Source organism: Gracilibacillus suaedae (assembly GCF_017599345.1).
Taxonomy (GTDB): domain Bacteria; phylum Bacillota; class Bacilli; order Bacillales; family Amphibacillaceae; genus Gracilibacillus; species Gracilibacillus suaedae.
On sequence record NZ_JAGFVL010000062.1, the window covers coordinates 393104 to 410598 of the forward strand.

The following is a 17495-nucleotide window of genomic DNA, read 5'->3' on the forward strand; positions in this document are numbered from 1 at the left end:
AGCCACATGGGTGAAGGTTTACAAGATTTTTCACTAGATTGTTTTTCGTTGAAAGGTAAAACAGCAATTATTACTGGTGGAAATACCGGCCTTGGCCAGGCATATACTATTGCACTGGCTAAGGCTGGTGCCAACGTGTTTGTCGTAACACACGGTACCAATTGGGATGACACAAAAGTATTTCTACATAACATGAAGGGAAAGGCTGAATTTTTCCAAGCTGATCTTTCGGATCGTGAACAATTACAAAAGGTTGTTCCAGCTTGTGTTGATGCTTTTAGTACAGTGGATATACTCGTCAATAATGCTGGTACGATTAGACGGAATTCGCTCCTTGAATTTAAAGATGAGGACTGGGATGATGTTATCACATTAAATCTTGATGCAGTTTACTTCTTAAGTCAGGCAGCAGCAAAGGTGATGGTGGAAAAAGGCTCTGGAAAGATTATTAACATTGCATCCATGCTTTCATTTCAGGGTGGTAAATCTATTCCACCTTATACCGCTAGTAAGCATGCTGTGGCTGGGTTAACAAAATCTTTTGCGAATGAATTGGCGGAACATGGGATACAAGTAAATGCCATTGCACCAGGATATTTTGCAACGAAGAATACTGCGCCAATTCGTTCTGATGAAAAGCGTAACGCAGAAATCTTATCGAGAATCCCGGCCGGCTATTGGGCTGATCCAAGCGATTTAATGGGCACAGTAGTTTATCTAGCAAGCAAAGCATCTGACTACATGAACGGTCACATTCTAGCAGTAGACGGTGGCTGGTTAGCAAGATAAGCTAGCAACAAAGACAGTGGTCATTGGCATAAGTATTATCATGCAATGAAACGGTGTTTAAGAAATTTTTATTAGTTCAAGTTTTGATCTTAGATATGGATGATAGTATTTCAATATGCACACTAAAAATATCAGTAAGGTGAAGTATATTTAATATGAAAGAGAAGAGACTATTATATTGATTCGTCTCTTCTTTTTTTGTTTTAAATAAGACGTCATATAATCAGCAAAATCATTTGAAAAACAACACATTACTACTGGGGGTTATAACATGAAAAAAATAGATTTTTTTATTCTGATTATAGGTTTACTTGTTTTACTAGTAGCTTGTGGAACTGCTGATCAAGAAGAACAAAATACAGGTGATGAGCAAGACACAACAAATGAGGAGAATCAGGAAGATACAGAAACGAACTTATATGAACAAATTCAAGAAGATGGTGTGATTACTGTAGGTACTGAAGGAACATACGCACCATTTACTTTCCATGATGAAGAGGATAATTTAACAGGTTATGATGTGGAAGTAATGCGTGAAGTTGCTTCTCGTCTAGGGTTAGAAGTAGAATTTAATGAAACACAATGGGATTCCATGTTTGCTGGTTTAAATGCAGAACGGTTCGATGTGATTGCTAATCAGGTGGGGATTAATGAAGAGCGTTTAAAAAAATATGACTTCTCAGAACCATATACTTATACAGGTGCAGTAGTAGTTGTTCCAGCAGATAAGGAAGAAATTACATCATTTGAAGATTTAGAGGGAAAACAATCCGCGCAATCCTTAACAAGTAACTTTAATGATATTGCAGAAGAAAATGGAGCGGAGGTTATTGGTGTAGAAGGACTGGCACAAGCGATTGAAAATATTAAGTTGGGACGTGTTGATTTAACAGTGAATGACAGGTTAGCAGTATTGGAATATATCAACCAAACAGGGGACGAATCAGTCGAAATTGCAGCAGAAGAAGATAATGTATCGGAGACAGCTTTTGCATTCCGCAAAGGAAATGAAGAACTCGTAGAAGCTTTTAACGAGGTATTGGCAGAAATGAGAGAAGACGGTACATTAGCGGAAATTTCCGAAGAATGGTTTGGTGAAGATGTTTCTAGCCAGTAATCTGCTGTTCACTGTCACCAATGGGTCAGGTAATTGGGATTTAATTGTTCGAGCACTCTGGCCGATGGTGGAAGGGGCAATCAAATATACGATTCCCCTTGCACTCGTTTCTTTTTTGATTGGGGTCATTATTGCTCTACTTACAGCCGTTATGCGTTTGTCATCAATGACGATTGTACGTGCACCAGCTGTTTTTTATGTTTCAGCTATTAGAGGTACACCATTATTAGTGCAGTTATTTATTGTGTTTTACGGGCTTCCATCAATTGGATTAACGATTGCTCCATTACCAAGTGCTGTTATAGCTTTTTCATTAAACGTCGGGGCATATGCATCAGAAGTGATTCGTGCGTCGATTTCTTCGATTCCAAAAGGACAATGGGAGGCAGGCTATACTGTTGGTATGACATATGGGACAACATTGCGACGAATTATTTTACCGCAAGCAACAAGAGTTTCCATCCCGCCTTTATCCAATACGTTTATTAGTTTAGTCAAGGATACATCACTAGCCTCGTTGATTTTAGTAACTGAATTATTTCGAAAAGCACAGGAAATTGCCGCAAATACCTTTGATTTTCTGCTTTTATATACAGAAGCTGCGGTCTTATATTGGATTATTTGCTTTTTATTATCCATTATACAAGAAATCATTGAGCGGAGGCTAGAACGTTACATAGCGAAGTAGAGGGGGGGATATCATGCTTTTATCAATCCAAGGACTTCAAAAAAGCTTTGGTGAATTAACAGTTCTAAAAGATATTGACTTAGATGTAGGAAAAGGAAAAGTCGTAACAATTATGGGGCCGTCCGGTTCTGGTAAGACGACTTTATTGCGTTGTTTAAATGGGCTGGAAATCCCTAATCAAGGATACTATCAATTTCACGACGGCTTCACATTAGATTTTAACCAGAAGCTAAGTAAAAAAGAGATGCTCCAATTAAGAAGGAAATCAGGAATGGTTTTTCAATCATATAATCTATTTCCACATAAGACGGCATTGGAAAACGTGATTGAAGGTCCTGTTGTTGTACAGAGAAAAGATAAGCAATCGGCAATTAGTCATGCAAAACAATTACTATCAAAAGTTGGCTTAGAGGATAAGATGGATTTATATCCACATCAACTCTCAGGTGGTCAAGAGCAGCGTGTTGGTATTGCACGTGCCCTTGCGATCGAGCCGGAATTAATGCTGTTTGATGAACCGACATCTGCACTAGATCCGGAGTTGATTGGCGAGGTGCTGGGGGTTATTAAAGATTTGGCAAATGAAGGCTGGACAATGGTCGTCGTAACCCATGAGGTCTCATTCGCTAAGCATGTTTCCGACCATGTCATTTTTATGGATGGTGGTTATATTGTAGAACAAGGTAATCCAAAAGATGTACTGGAGCAACCACAAAAGCCGAGAACAAAGCAATTCTTAAAACGTATTTTACCGGAAGTATAAAGACGTTTAGCACCGTGATAAAATAGGATCATCATCATTCTCATTTTTTAAATGAGTCTTTCTTTCGTTCTTTCAACATAGAGTGCTGTGAAATATTGCGCTTGCATGATTCCACGTATACACGGTATATTTGTTTTGTGGACATCGAGTGCGCTATTGAAAGGAATTATACCTATTTTTCGATGTTGGCGGACATTTAATCCTTTATTCGCTTACTTTCGGTAAAAATTAGCGTTATTTTCGATCAATAACGGAATAGATGTCCTAAGGGCTCTAAATTCGCCACTATTGGTCATAATTAGCGGAACAAATGTCCGACCTCGCCTGTCATGCCTGAGTGGAATGCTTAGACTCCTGTAAAAAGAACTGACCACAGTAAAACTACACTAAGATTATTTCACTGTGGTAGTTATTGTAAAAAGTAGTATTTTTTTTAAATCTTGAGGTGAAGTTAATGAGCAAACACCCGCCAGATTACGAACATACGGATCAAAATATGATGAAAATAGAAGTGAATTTGGATGATACTCCGGGTGAGTGGCTTGGCTATGTGATGGACAAGTTGTTCGATGAGGGGGCCAATGATGTATATTACACACCGATTTATATGAAAAAGAATCGTCCAGCTGTTCAATTACAACTTTTATGCAGTGAAGCTTTGCTACCAGCTATCAAGGATATTCTTTTGTCAGAAACAACCACCTTGGGAATTCGTTATTATCCGTTGACCGTTTATCGGATGGAACGGAGCATAAGGTCAATTGAGACAGAGTGGGGGCCAATCACCGTAAAAGAAGGGTTGAAGGAAGGAAAAGTTGTTAAAGTCTCTCCTGAATATGAGGATTGTAAAAAGATCGCGGAGCTGCATAACATTCCACTTAAGGATGTATACCAATCAGTTTGGAAACTATTAAACTAAATACTAGTCGCCATAGTATCCTTTTTGATACTATGGCACTTTAAAGTGCGTACTATTGATTACACCTATTATAGAGTATAATTATCGTGGGAAGTTAAAGGACAACATTAATATGCTCACAAATGAGCATATTAACCTATGAAATTAGCAATAAAGGAGAGTTTTAACATGAATATATTAATAGTAAAAGCAAATAACCGTCCTTCAACAGAAGCAATTTCTAGTAAAATGTATGAAGCCTTTATGGCTGAATTGGAAGGTAAAGACTTAAATGTATCTACTTATGATGTGTACGAAGAAGATACACCGTTCTTTGGACAGGATCTGTTCAATGCATTCAGTAAAGTAGAAAATGATCAGGAATTAACAGATATTGAATCGCGACTGTTAGCTGCAAAGCAAAAAGCAATGGACGCTTTTTCTGCTGCAGATGTAGTTGTATTCACTTTTCCGCTATGGAATTTGACCATTCCAGCAAAATTACAAACATTTATTGATTATGTATATGCTGCAGGGTTCTCATTTAAGTATGGTGCTGAAGGTAACCTAATTCCACTAATGACGGATAAGAAGGCAATCTTCTTAAATGCTCGCGGAGGAGTTTACTCCACACCTGATGCAGCTCCTATGGAAATGGCTGTGAACTATATGCGCAATGTATTCGGTGGAATATTTGGTATGGAAATAATTGATGAAGTAATTATCGAAGGACATAACGCGATGCCAGATAAAAGGGAAGAAATCATTGCTAAAGGAATCGAAGAAGTAAAAGCAACTGCACAGCGTCTAGCAGATCTTACTATAAAAGTGTAACGATATGGTATAAGTCAGCCCGCTTTCGGAAATGTTTCGAAGCGGGCTTTTGGTTGTATAAAAATGTATCCAACTTCGTTTCTCACTGTTTTCTCATTTTTCTCTTAGGGTATCCTCATCTTCCTTGGCTATGATAGTGGTAACAACAAACAAGGAGGAATAAAAAATGGAAAACAAAACTTTTTTTACTATTGTATCAGGATTGATTACAACCGGAGTGGTACTAGCAGCCTTACAGTTCTCATCAACCTCAGCTAGTGCTGAACTTTCAAAAGAAGAGGCAAAGGAAAAGGTCGCTGCTAAGTTCTCAGGAGAAATTGTCGAGTTTGAATTGGATGATAATGAGAAAATATACGAAGTGGAATTAGAAGAAACAGATCACGAATATGAATTGAAAGTAGACGCTGAAACTGGAGAAATTATTAGTTTGGAAGAGTCCGAAAGTAAAAATGATAAGGATCAAGAAGTTACAACGGTATCACTTTCTGATAACCAGCGAGATAGTAAAAGTGATGCCAAAAATCAAGAAAGTTCTTTTATTTCAATGGAAGATGCAAAAACAATCGCTACGGAAAAATACTCTGGTACAGTTGTAGAAGCGGAGCTTGATGAAGACGATGGAAGTTATTATTATGAAATGGAAATATTGACTGACAAAGGGGAAGTGGACTTAAAAATAAATGCAAGATCAGGGGAAATAGTTTATATTTCAGTCGATGAAGACGACAAACTCTCATCAGAAGTTACGATTTCAGCAGATGAAGCGCGTTCAATGGCGAAAGAAAAATTCGAAGGAACCATTCAAGAGTTTGAATTAAATGAAGATGATGGCCAATATATGTATGAACTTGAAATGAGAACAGATAAAGGGGAATTAGAATTAGAGATAGATGCAAGTAATGGAAAGCTCATTAAAGTAGAATAAGATAATTAATATTTAAAACTAATGACAGTAACAAACCAGAGATTATTCCGATGACTAATCTCTGGTTTTACATTCGATCTTTCGGGTAACGATTAGGTATAATATTTAAATTCTTCTCTCATTAAATGATCTTAGTCTAACATTTTCATAGTGTTCCATTAATATTTTCTTTACCTTATCAAATTCTCCGGCCTTGATTACCTGTAATAAATTTTCGTTTAATGGGATTGCAGAATAATGTGATTGTTGCGGATTTAAATTATAATTAATGGCAGCAATAAGCAAAGAAGAATCATCATGATGATTGAATATTTGTAGCATGCTACTGTTGTTTGCAGCTTCTAAAATGACCTTTGTGAAAGAATGGGAATGTTGAACATAAGAGATATAATCATTATTTGCTTTCGCCTCTTTCTGGCAATTTAAATGATGCTGTAACTTTTCCAAATCAATTACTAAATGTTCTGTTGAACGTGTTTCAAAAATGTATGTAATCAGTGCATATGTTAATTCGAGTCCATCTAGCATTTCTTTTCTAGACAATTCCTTAACAAGTATTCCTTTATTTTTATATGATACAAAAATCCCTTGGTCTTCTAACTTTGCGATAGCTGACCTAATTGGCGTTCTACTCATCCCTAGTTCCTTTGCTAGTTCATTTTCAGATAACATATCCCCAGGTAAGTACTTTCCTTCGATAATTTTTTCCGTAATTTTCTGATAAGCAAGTTCGGCGAGTGACATATGGAATTTGTTCTCCCTTATTTAATCTATTTTGTTCATACTTTTAAAATATTTTACCATATTTTACGAGATAGTTTAATGTATTATACCAAACGTATAAATTTACAATTTATTAACGTTCTATTTATGTTTCCTTCATAAATATATCATATAATACAAGTTGTATACAAGATGTACACAATAAAATGAAAGGGAGAATAATAAAATGATGAAACACTTGAAATTGTTATTGTTATTAATGTTAACGGTAGTTGTAGTGAGTGCTTGTGGAAATTCCGATGAGGCAGCAGCAAATGAAAACGCGGCAAATGATGGAGCATGGCCGGAAGTGTTGAAAGTTGCGAAATTACAAACAGAAGGTGATGAGAGCCTTGAGAGAACGAGTACGGAATTTTGGGAGGACCTCGGAGAAGAGCTAGAGATTGAAATAGAGTTTTTCGAAGGTTCAGATTATACGAGTATGATAGAAGCAATGCGAGCGGAGCAACTTGATCTTACAAATTTTGGACCGTTTGGCTATATTATTGCAACTGAAAGAAGTGGTGCAAAGCCAATAGCGATTATGGGACAAAGTGAAGAGGAAGCATTTTACACAAGTCAAATTGTTACACATGCAGATTCAGGTATTGAAACATTAGCAGATCTGGAAGATAAGTCATTTTTATTTGTTGATCCTGCTTCAACATCAGGTAACTTATTCCCTCGATCATTATTACTTAATGAATTAGGTCTTACGAACGATGATTTAGAAAATTATTTCAGTAGCGTATCATATTCAGGCGGACATGATAAATCAGTTTTAGCAATTGCTAATGGTGATGGAGATGCAGCTGCAGTAGCGCCAATGGTCTTGGATATGTTAGCTGAATCAGGTCTAGTTGACAAAGCTGATTTCAAAGTTATCGGAGAAACAGCGGCGATTCCAAGTGCGCCTTTAACATATCGTGAAGGATTACCGGAAGATTTAATAGAGCAAATAACAGAATTTTCCTTGAATTATCATGAAGTGAATCCAGAGTACTTTGAATTACAAGGTTATTCCGCGTATTACCCAGTAGAAGATTCTGACTATGATGTTGTTAGAGATGTGGCAGAAAATCTAGATATGTCTCCAGAAGAATTATTAGAATAATCGAAAGGGGTACAAGACAAATGACATTATTGCAAGTCAAAGGCTTAGAGAAAAAGTATCCAGACGGTACAGTTGCACTCAAAGGTATTGATTTTGAAGTAAATGAAGGTGAATTTATTGTCATTATTGGGCCAAGTGGGGCAGGGAAAAGTACACTTCTTCGCTCGGTTAATCGGTTGGTTGATGCAACAAATGGAGCAGTCATTTTTAAAGATCGAGACGTCGTTAAGGCTGGTACGCGAGTACTTAGAAAAATTAGACGAGAAATTGGCATGATCTTTCAAGGATTTAATCTAATTGAACGCGCATCTGTTTTAAATAATGTCTTACATGGACGGTTAGGATATATGAGTGATTTTAAAGGAATGTTCTATTTATTTAATCAATCACAGAAAAAAACAGCATATGAATTACTGCACCGTGTTGGATTAGGAGAACAAATATATAAACGTGCTGATGAGTTGAGTGGTGGCCAACAACAACGGGTTGGCATTGCTAGGGCACTTGCACAAAAGCCAGCATTAATGCTAGCAGATGAACCGATTGCAAGCCTTGATCCGGTTTCTTCCAATGTTATTATGGATTATTTATATAATATCTGTCGTGAAGAAGGTATTGCTTGCTTATGTAACTTACACCAAGTTGATGTTGCGAAAAAATATGCGACTAGAATTATTGGTATTCACGCAGGAGAGAAAGTCTTTGACGGGAAGCCAGAAGAGTTAACAGAAGATATCATTAATCAGATTTATCACAACAAGAAGAAGGAGCTTGTTGCAAATGAGTGAGAAGCAATTACTGCAAGTTCGCAAGCAAAAGAGACTCCAGGTATTCTTGTTTTTTGCAGCGATGCTTGCATTATCTGTTTGGTCTGCCATTAGTACAGGTTTCTCTTTTTCAGGATTATTTACGGGAACAGTTGATTCTACTAAATTTATTATCTTTGATTTGTTCCCACCGGATTTTTCTTACATAGCAAGTTTGGTTGAACCTGCTTTAGAGACGATTTATATGAGTTTTGTTGCTATGGTGATAGGTGCAATTGTTGCAGCATTCTTAGCTATTTTTGCTTCCGCTACAACAGCACCACATCCAATTGTACAGGTTGCGGTTCGAGCCTTTTCATCGCTATTTCGTAATATACCTGTTTTAATCTGGACTATTTTATTAGCTGCTGCTTATGGATTAGGTACACTTGTAGGAACGATTGCTTTAATTATGGTGTCAACCGGCGCATTAACACGTGCTTTTGCCGAAATTCTGGAAGAAATTGATATGGGACAAGTAGAAGCAGTTCGCGCAACAGGTGCCAGCTATGGTCAAGTATTAGCACAAGGTGTGCTCCCTCAATTTTTACCTGGATTTTTTGGCTGGTCCTTATACATGTTAGAAATCAATATACGAGCATCCACCATTATCGGTATGGTCGGAGGCGGTGGTTTAGGGTTTGTCATACAGACGCAAATCAAATTATTTCAGTATGAACAGGTAAGCATGGCGGTACTATTAACATTAGTTTTAGTCCTTATTATGGAATGGATTACCAATCAAATAAGGGAGCGTATAATATGAGGATAGAGTCTACCTATAAGCAAAATATCCAAGATCGTTTAGAGATGCCTATCAAGCCGAAAAAAAATATATTTTTACAGATTGCCTTATTAGTTGCAGTTCTTTTTTTCTTTTTTTCGCTCTATCAATTGAACTTTGATTATGCCCGTCTGATCTCTGGGACTGGAGCTTTCTTAGAAACACTAACGTTAATGGTGCCTCCAGATATCTCACAATGGCAACATGTGCTGGCTGCAGCATTAGAATCATTCCAAGTAGCAGTGCTAGGTACTATATTTGGTATTATTATCGGTTTTGTCTTAGCATTTCCTGCAGCGGACAATATAACACCACACCCAACCGTTGCCTGGCTGATCAAAGGGTTTGCCTCATTATTACGTGCGATTCCAACATTAATTTGGGCGTTAATCTTTATTGTGGCTGTTGGTTTGGGTCCGTTCACAGGTATTTTGGCGATTACCGTTGGAGCAGCTGGTATGTTAGTCAAAGTATTTACACAGTCAATTGAAGAAATTGACTATGGAGTGATTGAGGCATTGAAAGCGACAGGTGCTGGCTGGTTTTCTATTGTTAGTCAAGCTGTGATTCCAACGGTTTTAACCGCATTTCTTTCATGGTGTATTTTACGCTTTGAAGCAGATATGGGGGAGTCGACGATTTTAGGAGCAGTTGGTGCCGGGGGCATTGGTTGGGAATTAACACATGCAATGCGTGCGTATAAATTTGACCAAGCTTTTTTTGTAGCTGTTGTGATTTTCCTGATGGTATTTAGTGTAGAACTAGTAAGTAATCGATTGAAAATGAGAATGAAGAATATAGGTTAGGAGTGTTGAATTTTGTCAGGATTAGAAGTAGATAATAGAATTGAAATTGATGGTTCGATCAATTTTAGAGATTTGGGTGGTTATCAAACAGAAAGTGGCCATCAAGTGACTTATGGAAAAATATACCGATCAGGAGATTTATCTAAATTAACTGCCAAAGGGGTAAAGCAACTTCAACAACTAAACATCAAACAAATTTGTGATTTTCGTAGTGAAAATGAAAGGATTGAATATCCAGATCCTATTATCCCTAGTGTTCGAAACGTGCACATGCCAGTGATGCCAGAGCAGGAGGTATTACTAGATCCAAGAAAAAGCATGGATTATTTTGTAGAGCAATTGGAAGAGGGGAATCCAGAGAATATACTTATAACCATGAATCGTAGAATGGTAGAACAAACAGATGTATGGAAAAATTTATTACAGGCATTACTAGATGATTCAACTGTACCATTAGTGTTCCATTGTGCTGCAGGGAAAGACCGAACCGGAGTAGGCAGTGCGGTTATACTAAGAACATTAGGTGTATCTGAAGAACTTGTATTAGAAGATTATATGAAAACGAATCAAGCGATAAATCAACTGCTACAAATGAACAATACTAACTTTCCAACAGAGTGGATAGAGAAATATAAGGATGTCGCACAGGTGATGATGGAAGCAAGAAGCGCTTATTTGCAAGCCTTTTTTGATGAGATAAATCAGCAGTACGGATCATTTGATAATTATTTGCATAAAGGATTGAGTATTAGTTCATATCAACAGGAAAAAATCTGGAGTAATTACTTGAATTAATGCGAAGTGTTTGATAGGTTTCTGACATTAAAAGATAGCCTTTACCTCTTGTAACAAGGGGGAGGGTTTTTCTTTTTCTGATAAGGTAAGAAAACATATAATCATTGGTCCACAACTTTTATAAGCAACAAATCAAGCAAAGAAGGTATAAGATTTGTTGAATAAATGAAGATAAGCAACAAATCAAGCAAAGAAGGTATAAGATTTGTTGAATAAATGAAGATAAGCAACAAATCAAGCAAAGAAGGTATAAGGTTTGTTGAATAAATGAAGATAAGCAACAAATCAAGCAAAGAAGGTATAAGGTTTGTTGAATAAACGAAGATAAGCAACAAATCAAGCGAAGAAGGTATAAGATTTGTTGAATAAACGAAGATAAGCAACAAATCAAGCAAAGAAGGTATAAGATTTGTTGAATAAATGAAGATAAGCAACAAATCAAGCGAAGAAGGTATAAGATTTGTTGAATAAATGAAGATAAGCAACAAATCAAGCGAAGAAGGTATAAGATTTGTTGAATAAATGAAGATAACCAACAAATCAAGCAAAGAAGCCACAATCTCTATAGGCGTACTGCGCTTTTCTTACACCTTCTAATGGACGTAGCACGTCTTTTTTTAAAAGCGATTAGTTAGTCCTCAATCCACCGACTGATGGAAGGATTAATCAGAGAACCAGATGATCCCTACTATCATAGCGAACGGATATCATCTCCGATTCTCTATTAATTGCTTGTCATTCCTTGATTTCATTTCAAACATATTAATTAGAAATGAAATCTCCTGGAACTGGTCCGGTACTTTGGCGTTCTGTTAGAGATGGGTTCAGTTTCTTTACAGCATCATTTTTTTCTTCTGATTCAATGCGTTGAATAACCGCCTGCACAATCTCTTCCGCAAGCTCGTCAACTGGTACCCCGATACATGTCATCGGAATTTCTGTTGTTTCCATTTGTGGAATATTATCATAGCTGATTAAAGAGATTTCATCTGGCACACCTACTCCTTTTTCTTGTAGGGATCGTAATATACCACCACTAATATCATAACTGCTACCTATGATAGCGGTTGGTCGTTTTTCTAAATTTAATACATCATCGACTGCCAAGTAACCATCAAACCAGTCTAATCCATTTGTAGCGATACTTTGCTCTAGTAGTCCTATTTTTTTCATGGCTTTTTGATATCCTTCCACTTTCTCATTTTGCAGGGCATCATTTGTATTCATTAACCCAACATAGGCAATATTACGGTGTCCTAAATCATATAAGTATTGTACTGCTTTTTCCATTGCCTGTTCATGATTGGCATCGATGATTGGATACGTTACCTCGCGTTTTCCTGATACACCATAGGCAACAAGCGGAATATTTTCCTCAGGAATCATCTGCTCTGATTCGGCAAAAACAATCATCCCATCCACTTGAAATTTTTTAAAGGTTTCCATCGCTGTATCAGTAGAATCAACAGATAAAATCATCGAATAGCGAGTAGATTCAAATGCTTTACTAATATTGGTTACTAATGTTGCGAGTACAATTCTTTCAATGGTAGGCCAAATTAAGCCGACCACCTCAGTCTTTTTCCGAACTAATTGTTTGGCGGCTAAATTTGGTTCATAGCCCATTTCTTTGGCGACACGGAGTATTTTTTGTTTCGTCACTTCTTTCACAAGCGGGCTGTTATTTAATGCTTTGGATACAGTGGAGTAGCTGACATTCGCCTCTTTTGCAATATCTTTAATGGTCACATTCATGATTAATCACCTTTAACTTTCTGAAAAATTTATTATTTATAGTTGTGTTCTATTTTTAAATAGTATATCATAAAAATAACAACGTTGTTATTAATTTTATTAAAACAATGGAACCGTTAACAGAAAAGGAGTGGAGATAATTGGAACAATTTCAATCAGTAGTGGAAGCGTTACAGGCAGGGAGATTACCGGTGTCGTCGGAAGCAATACAAGTTTATGAGCAGTCGTTCGAAAAGAAAGATAATGCTTCTGTTGTGATGGTGATGTCGGATACAACAAAATACTTAGTAGTAGCAGGGGAAGGTCCTTTATATGATGCTTTACAAGGGAACATAGTAGAAAACGGAAAAGTGTGTCCATTAACACATGACAATAGTAAAGTATTGAATCAGTTCTTTGATTATACGAAACCACAAGCATTTGGTACAGAAATTGCGACAATGGGACTGGGTGATCGTTTAGGTATAGCTTCACCTGGACATATTGAAACAGTCAAAGGAAGAAAAGTAAAGCCAATTCTCGCTCAGCAAAGTGTTCGTGAATTAACCCTACTAAATCGTACCATGACAGATATTTTAGATGCTGCAACATTCGCTGTTTTCCAAGAAGGCTATAAAGATGGATATGGAGCAGATGCTGATCATATTAAATTGGAAAAAGATATCGAGTATGCGTTAGGTCTAGGCTTCTCTTTCATCACTTTAGACTGTTCCGAACAAATTCGTAATGATGTCGAAGGTATGGTAGAAGGCGATATTAATAAAGAATATGCAGGTTTACCAGTAGATCGTAAAGAATACTTTAATAGCCATTATTTAAACAAGACGTTTAACGTACAAGGTATGGATATATCTTTCGATGAAGTAAGTCTCCATAAGAATGTACTTGTTTACGGTGAAGCAATTGATTTTATGGAGCATGTGTATAATGAGTATATTTCCAAAGCTGAAAAAGCGATCGATTTTGAAATCTCCATTGATGAAACAGAAACAGTTACAGCACCTGAAGCTCATTTTTTCGTAGCAGAAGAACTCCGCAGAAGAGGTGTTACGGTTCAAAGTTTAGCGCCTAGATTCTGTGGTGAGTTCCAAAAAGGAATTGATTACATCGGTGACCTTACTCAATTTGAGAAAGAATTACAGGAGCATGCTGAAATCGCTAAGTACTTTGGCTACAAGTTAAGTATCCACTCTGGTAGTGATAAATTCAGTGTCTTCCCGATTATCGGAAAGTACACAGAAGGCTTACTGCATATTAAAACGGCAGGTACTAACTGGTTGGAAGCAGTTCGTGTTATTGCACAGGTAAATCCTGATCTTTACCGCCGTATGCATGTCTATGCGGAAGAGCATTTTGAAGAGACATTAAAGTATTATCACGTTACACCAGACTTAGAAAGTGTAGCACCATTAAATGAAACAAAAGATGCGGATCTTCCAACATATATGGATCATGACGCCTCCCGTCAATTATTCCATGTTACATATGGAATTCTTTTGACTGCTACTGATGATTCTGGTGATGAGTTGTTTAGAACAGAATTCTTCGATACATTAATGAAGAATGAAGACGCGTATCGACAAGCATTAGTAAAACATATCGGACGACACTTGGATTTACTAGGTTTATAATATCTGTAAACTCTGAAGCTATGATAATATGATAATAGCACTTGATAATTTAAGGAAAGTGGGGATATGATGAAGTCCTTTATGGATGATAACTTTGTATTGAAGAACAAGACTGCTGAAACATTGTATCACAAGTATGCCAAAGATTTACCCATTATTGATTACCACTGTCATTTAAGTCCGCAAGAAATTTATGAGAATACGCAATTTGAAAACATTACAAAAGTATGGTTATACGGAGATCATTATAAATGGCGTGCCATGAGAGCAAATGGTATAGAAGAGAAATATGTGACAGGCAATGCCAGTGATTACGATAAGTTCTTAGCATGGGCAAAAACAGTACCTCAACTGATTGGTAATCCACTTTACCATTGGACACATTTAGAATTAAAACGCTATTTTGGTGTCGAAGAAACACTCAACGAAAATACAGCACCAGCTATTTGGGAAAAGGTAAATCAGCTGCTTAACAGCGGAGAATGGAATGTTCGAGACTTCATCGTGAAATCTGGAGTAGAAGTTATTTGTACAACAGATGATCCAACCGATTCTTTGGAATACCATGAAAAAATTAAAGCGGATTCTGATTTTCATGTAAAAGTATTGCCAAGCTACCGTCCAGATAAAGGATTGGAGATTAACCGCGATGGTTTTACAACCTGGGTAGAAAAACTAGCGGATGTTTCAGGTGTTGCGATTGAATCTTATGATGCTTTCTTGCGAGCGCTGCAAAAACGGATTGACTTTTTCCATGAGATTGGTGGCAGAGTTTCCGATCATGCATTAGACGAAATGATGTATGAAGGGGCAACAGAAGAGGAAGTTACTGCTATTTTTGCTAAAGCATTAAAAGGCGACAAAGTATCTATTGAAGAAGAGAAAAAATATAAGTCATTTACACTCACCTTTTTAGGGAAAGAATATCATAAAAAAGGTTGGGCGATGCAGTATCATATCAACGCTCACCGTAACAATAATACTCGCATGTTTAACGAGCTTGGTCCTGATACAGGATTTGACTCGATGAATGATAGTTTATTAGCACAACCACTGGTAAAACTGCTTGATTCACTTGATAAAGCAGACGCTTTACCGAAAACGATTTTGTATTCATTAAATCCAAGAGACAATGTGACAATCGCAACAATTATTGGCAGCTTCCAAGGTGGAGGCATACCAGGAAAAATGCAATTCGGTACAGCGTGGTGGTTTAATGATACGAAGCTAGGTATGATCAATCAAATGGAGACACTCGCTGATATTGGTGTGTTTAGCCGCTTTATTGGTATGCTTACTGATTCGCGGAGCTTTTTATCCTACACACGCCACGAATACTTCCGCCGTATTATGTGTAACCTGGTCGGCGAGTGGGTAGAAAATGGTGAATATCCAAACGATGAAGAAACACTAGCAGAAATTGTACAAAACATTTCTTATTACAACGCAAAAAAATATTTTAACTTTTAAGAAGGAGCGCTCAGATACTTGTCTGAGCGCTTTTTGACAACTAAAGAAAGTATATAATCTTTGGTATAACAACTTTTATAAGCAAGTACGATAGGAAAAGGTTGATTCAAAACATATCTTTTAAAAAACAAGGATAAGTCGGCTTCCGCTATATTTTTTCCTCTACAACGAATAACAGAGGAAGCATATTTGTCTTAACATCACTGGGGTAATAACCCAAGTTGCCAGGTCTGACATATGTTATAGAGCAGATGTTAGCGAAGGTCGCCCACTCCAACTCTTGTGGGAATCGGTTTATATAGAATTAATGGAATGATAGTACCAGCCAATGCCCCGATAATTAAGGTAATCAATAAGGAATTGCCTACTACTAATCCTAGCGTCATATTTCCTCTCCATAAATAAGCAATCAACCCGATAATTATCCCAACCCATAATTCACGGAGAATCAGCTTCAGTACTTGATTGAAATTCAAGTCTGCCGATAGTAATCCACGAACAACCACTGCTAATGATTGTGTACTGGCATTTCCCTTCATGCCGGCAATGAGCGGCATAAAGAATGCTAAGGCAACTACAGACTCTAATGTTTCTTCAAAGCTACTAATAATACTACCTGATATAAGTCCAATAAATAGTAATAAGTAGCCTTTTATACGCTGCTACAAAAGGTTTTGTGTTGAAGCGGATTGCTTTTACCAGATGCCGATAATTTTTCCATGTCTTTATTTGCTTCTTGCATGACTACATCGATAACATCATCAACAGTAACCACACCTACTAATGTATTATCGCTTTCCACAATAGGCAAAGATACGAAATCATAGCGGCTAATCAGTTTGGCAACCTCTTCCAGATCTGTATGTGCATCTGCCTTGAGATTTCATTTTCAGTCATATTTAACGACATTTTCAAACCCTCCCTTTCCTAAAGGATTCTACCGAGAATAGCAGATATGTAAGGGGTTTATTGATCATAATGGAGCAACTTATCAGTGCGGTAAAATCCTCCACTGATGGTAGTCTTACTTTATCAAGGTGCTAAGTCTGTGTGCCCCACTGACCATAGTCTCAATTTATCCTTCGATTACTTTGACGTGGAATTTTCGATGACGCGGTCCATCGAATTCACAGAAATAAATACCTTGCCATGTTCCCAAGACAAGCCGACCATTGGAGAAAACCATTGTTTGATTATGACCAACAGTACTCACCTTTAGATGTGCAGCGGTATTGCCCTCCATATGTAAATCCTCTGGGTGCTCCCACGGATAAACTTCACGTAATCTGCGCAAAAAATCTGTTTTCACATCTGGATCAGCATTTTCATTTACGGTGATTCCTGCTGTTGTGTGCAATGATGAAACAATGACGATACCATTTGAAACATTTTGTTCACGAAGGTATTGTGCCACCTCTGATGTAATATCGACCATTTGATCATGGTAACTCGTTTTTAAAGAAAACGTCTTTTCCATTATTTATCATCCTTTTTAAAAATATAGTGTTATAATTATTCTACTAAAAATCAATTATATGTTAAAATTTTCTGTAAATAA

General features: G+C 37.1%; 17 protein-coding genes and 1 pseudogene. 14 read left to right on the forward strand and 4 right to left on the reverse strand.

What is annotated here, in order from left to right; genetic code table 11:
• Positions 1 to 6 precede the first annotated feature (6 nt).
• From kduD to J5J03_RS20400, 7 genes are all read left to right on the forward strand, one after another.
• Complete coding sequence (gene kduD, locus J5J03_RS20370) at positions 7 to 789, forward strand: 2-dehydro-3-deoxy-D-gluconate 5-dehydrogenase KduD (RefSeq protein ID WP_208592202.1); 783 nt, start codon at positions 7 to 9, stop codon at positions 787 to 789.
• A 271-nt stretch (positions 790 to 1060) separates the two neighbouring features.
• Positions 1061 to 1906, forward strand: coding sequence for an amino acid ABC transporter substrate-binding protein (locus J5J03_RS20375; RefSeq protein WP_208592203.1), 846 nt, complete (start codon positions 1061 to 1063; stop codon positions 1904 to 1906).
• The gene (locus tag J5J03_RS20380) at positions 1890 to 2594 is read left to right on the forward strand and encodes an amino acid ABC transporter permease (protein WP_208592246.1); all 705 of its coding nucleotides are present in this window, start codon (positions 1890 to 1892) and stop codon (positions 2592 to 2594) included. Before J5J03_RS20375 ends, J5J03_RS20380 begins: the two co-directional genes overlap by 17 nt.
• 13 nt (positions 2595 to 2607) lie before the next feature.
• Positions 2608 to 3357: an amino acid ABC transporter ATP-binding protein gene (locus tag J5J03_RS20385; RefSeq protein ID WP_208592204.1), complete on the forward strand. Its 750-nt coding sequence runs from the start codon at positions 2608 to 2610 to the stop codon at positions 3355 to 3357.
• A 454-nt stretch (positions 3358 to 3811) separates the two neighbouring features.
• The gene (gene larC2 / locus J5J03_RS20390) at positions 3812 to 4276 is read left to right on the forward strand and encodes a nickel pincer cofactor biosynthesis protein LarC2 (RefSeq protein WP_208592205.1); all 465 of its coding nucleotides are present in this window, start codon (positions 3812 to 3814) and stop codon (positions 4274 to 4276) included.
• Positions 4277 to 4444: 168 nt separating this feature from the next.
• Positions 4445 to 5089 (forward strand): FMN-dependent NADH-azoreductase, encoded by a 645-nt coding sequence (locus J5J03_RS20395; RefSeq protein WP_208592206.1) that lies wholly within the window; start codon positions 4445 to 4447, stop codon positions 5087 to 5089.
• Between the two features lie 166 nt (positions 5090 to 5255).
• Complete coding sequence (locus J5J03_RS20400; protein ID WP_208592207.1) at positions 5256 to 6014, forward strand: PepSY domain-containing protein; 759 nt, start codon at positions 5256 to 5258, stop codon at positions 6012 to 6014.
• Positions 6015 to 6119: 105 nt separating this feature from the next.
• On the opposite strand, the gene J5J03_RS20405 is transcribed toward J5J03_RS20400, so the two are convergent.
• Entirely contained in the window at positions 6120 to 6758 is a 639-nt protein-coding gene (locus J5J03_RS20405; protein ID WP_208592208.1) for a GntR family transcriptional regulator, read from the reverse strand.
• Between the two features lie 205 nt (positions 6759 to 6963).
• Between J5J03_RS20405 and J5J03_RS20410 the strand changes: the two genes are divergently transcribed.
• Genes J5J03_RS20410 through J5J03_RS20430 form a run of 5 tightly spaced genes read left to right on the forward strand, consistent with a single transcriptional unit; the run spans position 6964 to position 11081 of the window.
• Positions 6964 to 7890, forward strand: a complete 927-nt coding sequence (locus tag J5J03_RS20410; RefSeq protein WP_208592209.1) for a phosphate/phosphite/phosphonate ABC transporter substrate-binding protein — start codon at positions 6964 to 6966, stop codon at positions 7888 to 7890.
• Positions 7891 to 7910: 20 nt separating this feature from the next.
• On the forward strand, positions 7911 to 8678 hold the full coding sequence (phnC, locus tag J5J03_RS20415; RefSeq protein WP_208592210.1) for a phosphonate ABC transporter ATP-binding protein: 768 nt from the start codon (positions 7911 to 7913) through the stop codon (positions 8676 to 8678).
• The gene (phnE, locus tag J5J03_RS20420; RefSeq protein ID WP_208592211.1) at positions 8671 to 9462 is read left to right on the forward strand and encodes a phosphonate ABC transporter, permease protein PhnE; all 792 of its coding nucleotides are present in this window, start codon (positions 8671 to 8673) and stop codon (positions 9460 to 9462) included. Before phnC ends, phnE (J5J03_RS20420) begins: the two co-directional genes overlap by 8 nt.
• The gene (gene phnE, locus J5J03_RS20425; protein WP_208592212.1) at positions 9459 to 10286 is read left to right on the forward strand and encodes a phosphonate ABC transporter, permease protein PhnE; all 828 of its coding nucleotides are present in this window, start codon (positions 9459 to 9461) and stop codon (positions 10284 to 10286) included. Before phnE (J5J03_RS20420) ends, phnE (J5J03_RS20425) begins: the two co-directional genes overlap by 4 nt.
• 12 nt (positions 10287 to 10298) lie before the next feature.
• Positions 10299 to 11081, forward strand: a complete 783-nt coding sequence (locus J5J03_RS20430) for a tyrosine-protein phosphatase (protein ID WP_208592213.1) — start codon at positions 10299 to 10301, stop codon at positions 11079 to 11081.
• Between the two features lie 762 nt (positions 11082 to 11843).
• Here the strand turns inward: J5J03_RS20430 and J5J03_RS20435 are convergent.
• Positions 11844 to 12836 carry a LacI family DNA-binding transcriptional regulator gene (locus tag J5J03_RS20435; RefSeq protein ID WP_208592214.1) on the reverse strand — a complete coding sequence of 331 codons (993 nt, stop codon included), beginning with the start codon at positions 12834 to 12836 and terminating at the stop codon, positions 11844 to 11846.
• 140 nt (positions 12837 to 12976) lie between these two features.
• Between J5J03_RS20435 and J5J03_RS20440 the strand changes: the two genes are divergently transcribed.
• A complete protein-coding gene (locus tag J5J03_RS20440; RefSeq protein ID WP_208592215.1) occupies positions 12977 to 14467 on the forward strand; it encodes a tagaturonate epimerase family protein in 1491 nt (496 codons plus the stop codon).
• A 69-nt stretch (positions 14468 to 14536) separates the two neighbouring features.
• Positions 14537 to 15937: a glucuronate isomerase gene (uxaC, locus tag J5J03_RS20445; protein ID WP_208592216.1), complete on the forward strand. Its 1401-nt coding sequence runs from the start codon at positions 14537 to 14539 to the stop codon at positions 15935 to 15937.
• Positions 15938 to 16230: 293 nt separating this feature from the next.
• Here the strand turns inward: uxaC and J5J03_RS20450 are convergent.
• Together J5J03_RS20450 and J5J03_RS20455 are read right to left on the reverse strand one after the other, a co-directional pair.
• A pseudogene (locus J5J03_RS20450) lies at positions 16231 to 16817 on the reverse strand (magnesium transporter); the annotation flags it as partial.
• 195 nt (positions 16818 to 17012) lie between these two features.
• Complete coding sequence (locus J5J03_RS20455; protein WP_208592217.1) at positions 17013 to 17414, reverse strand: secondary thiamine-phosphate synthase enzyme YjbQ; 402 nt, start codon at positions 17412 to 17414, stop codon at positions 17013 to 17015.
• Positions 17415 to 17495: the final 81 nt, after the last annotated feature.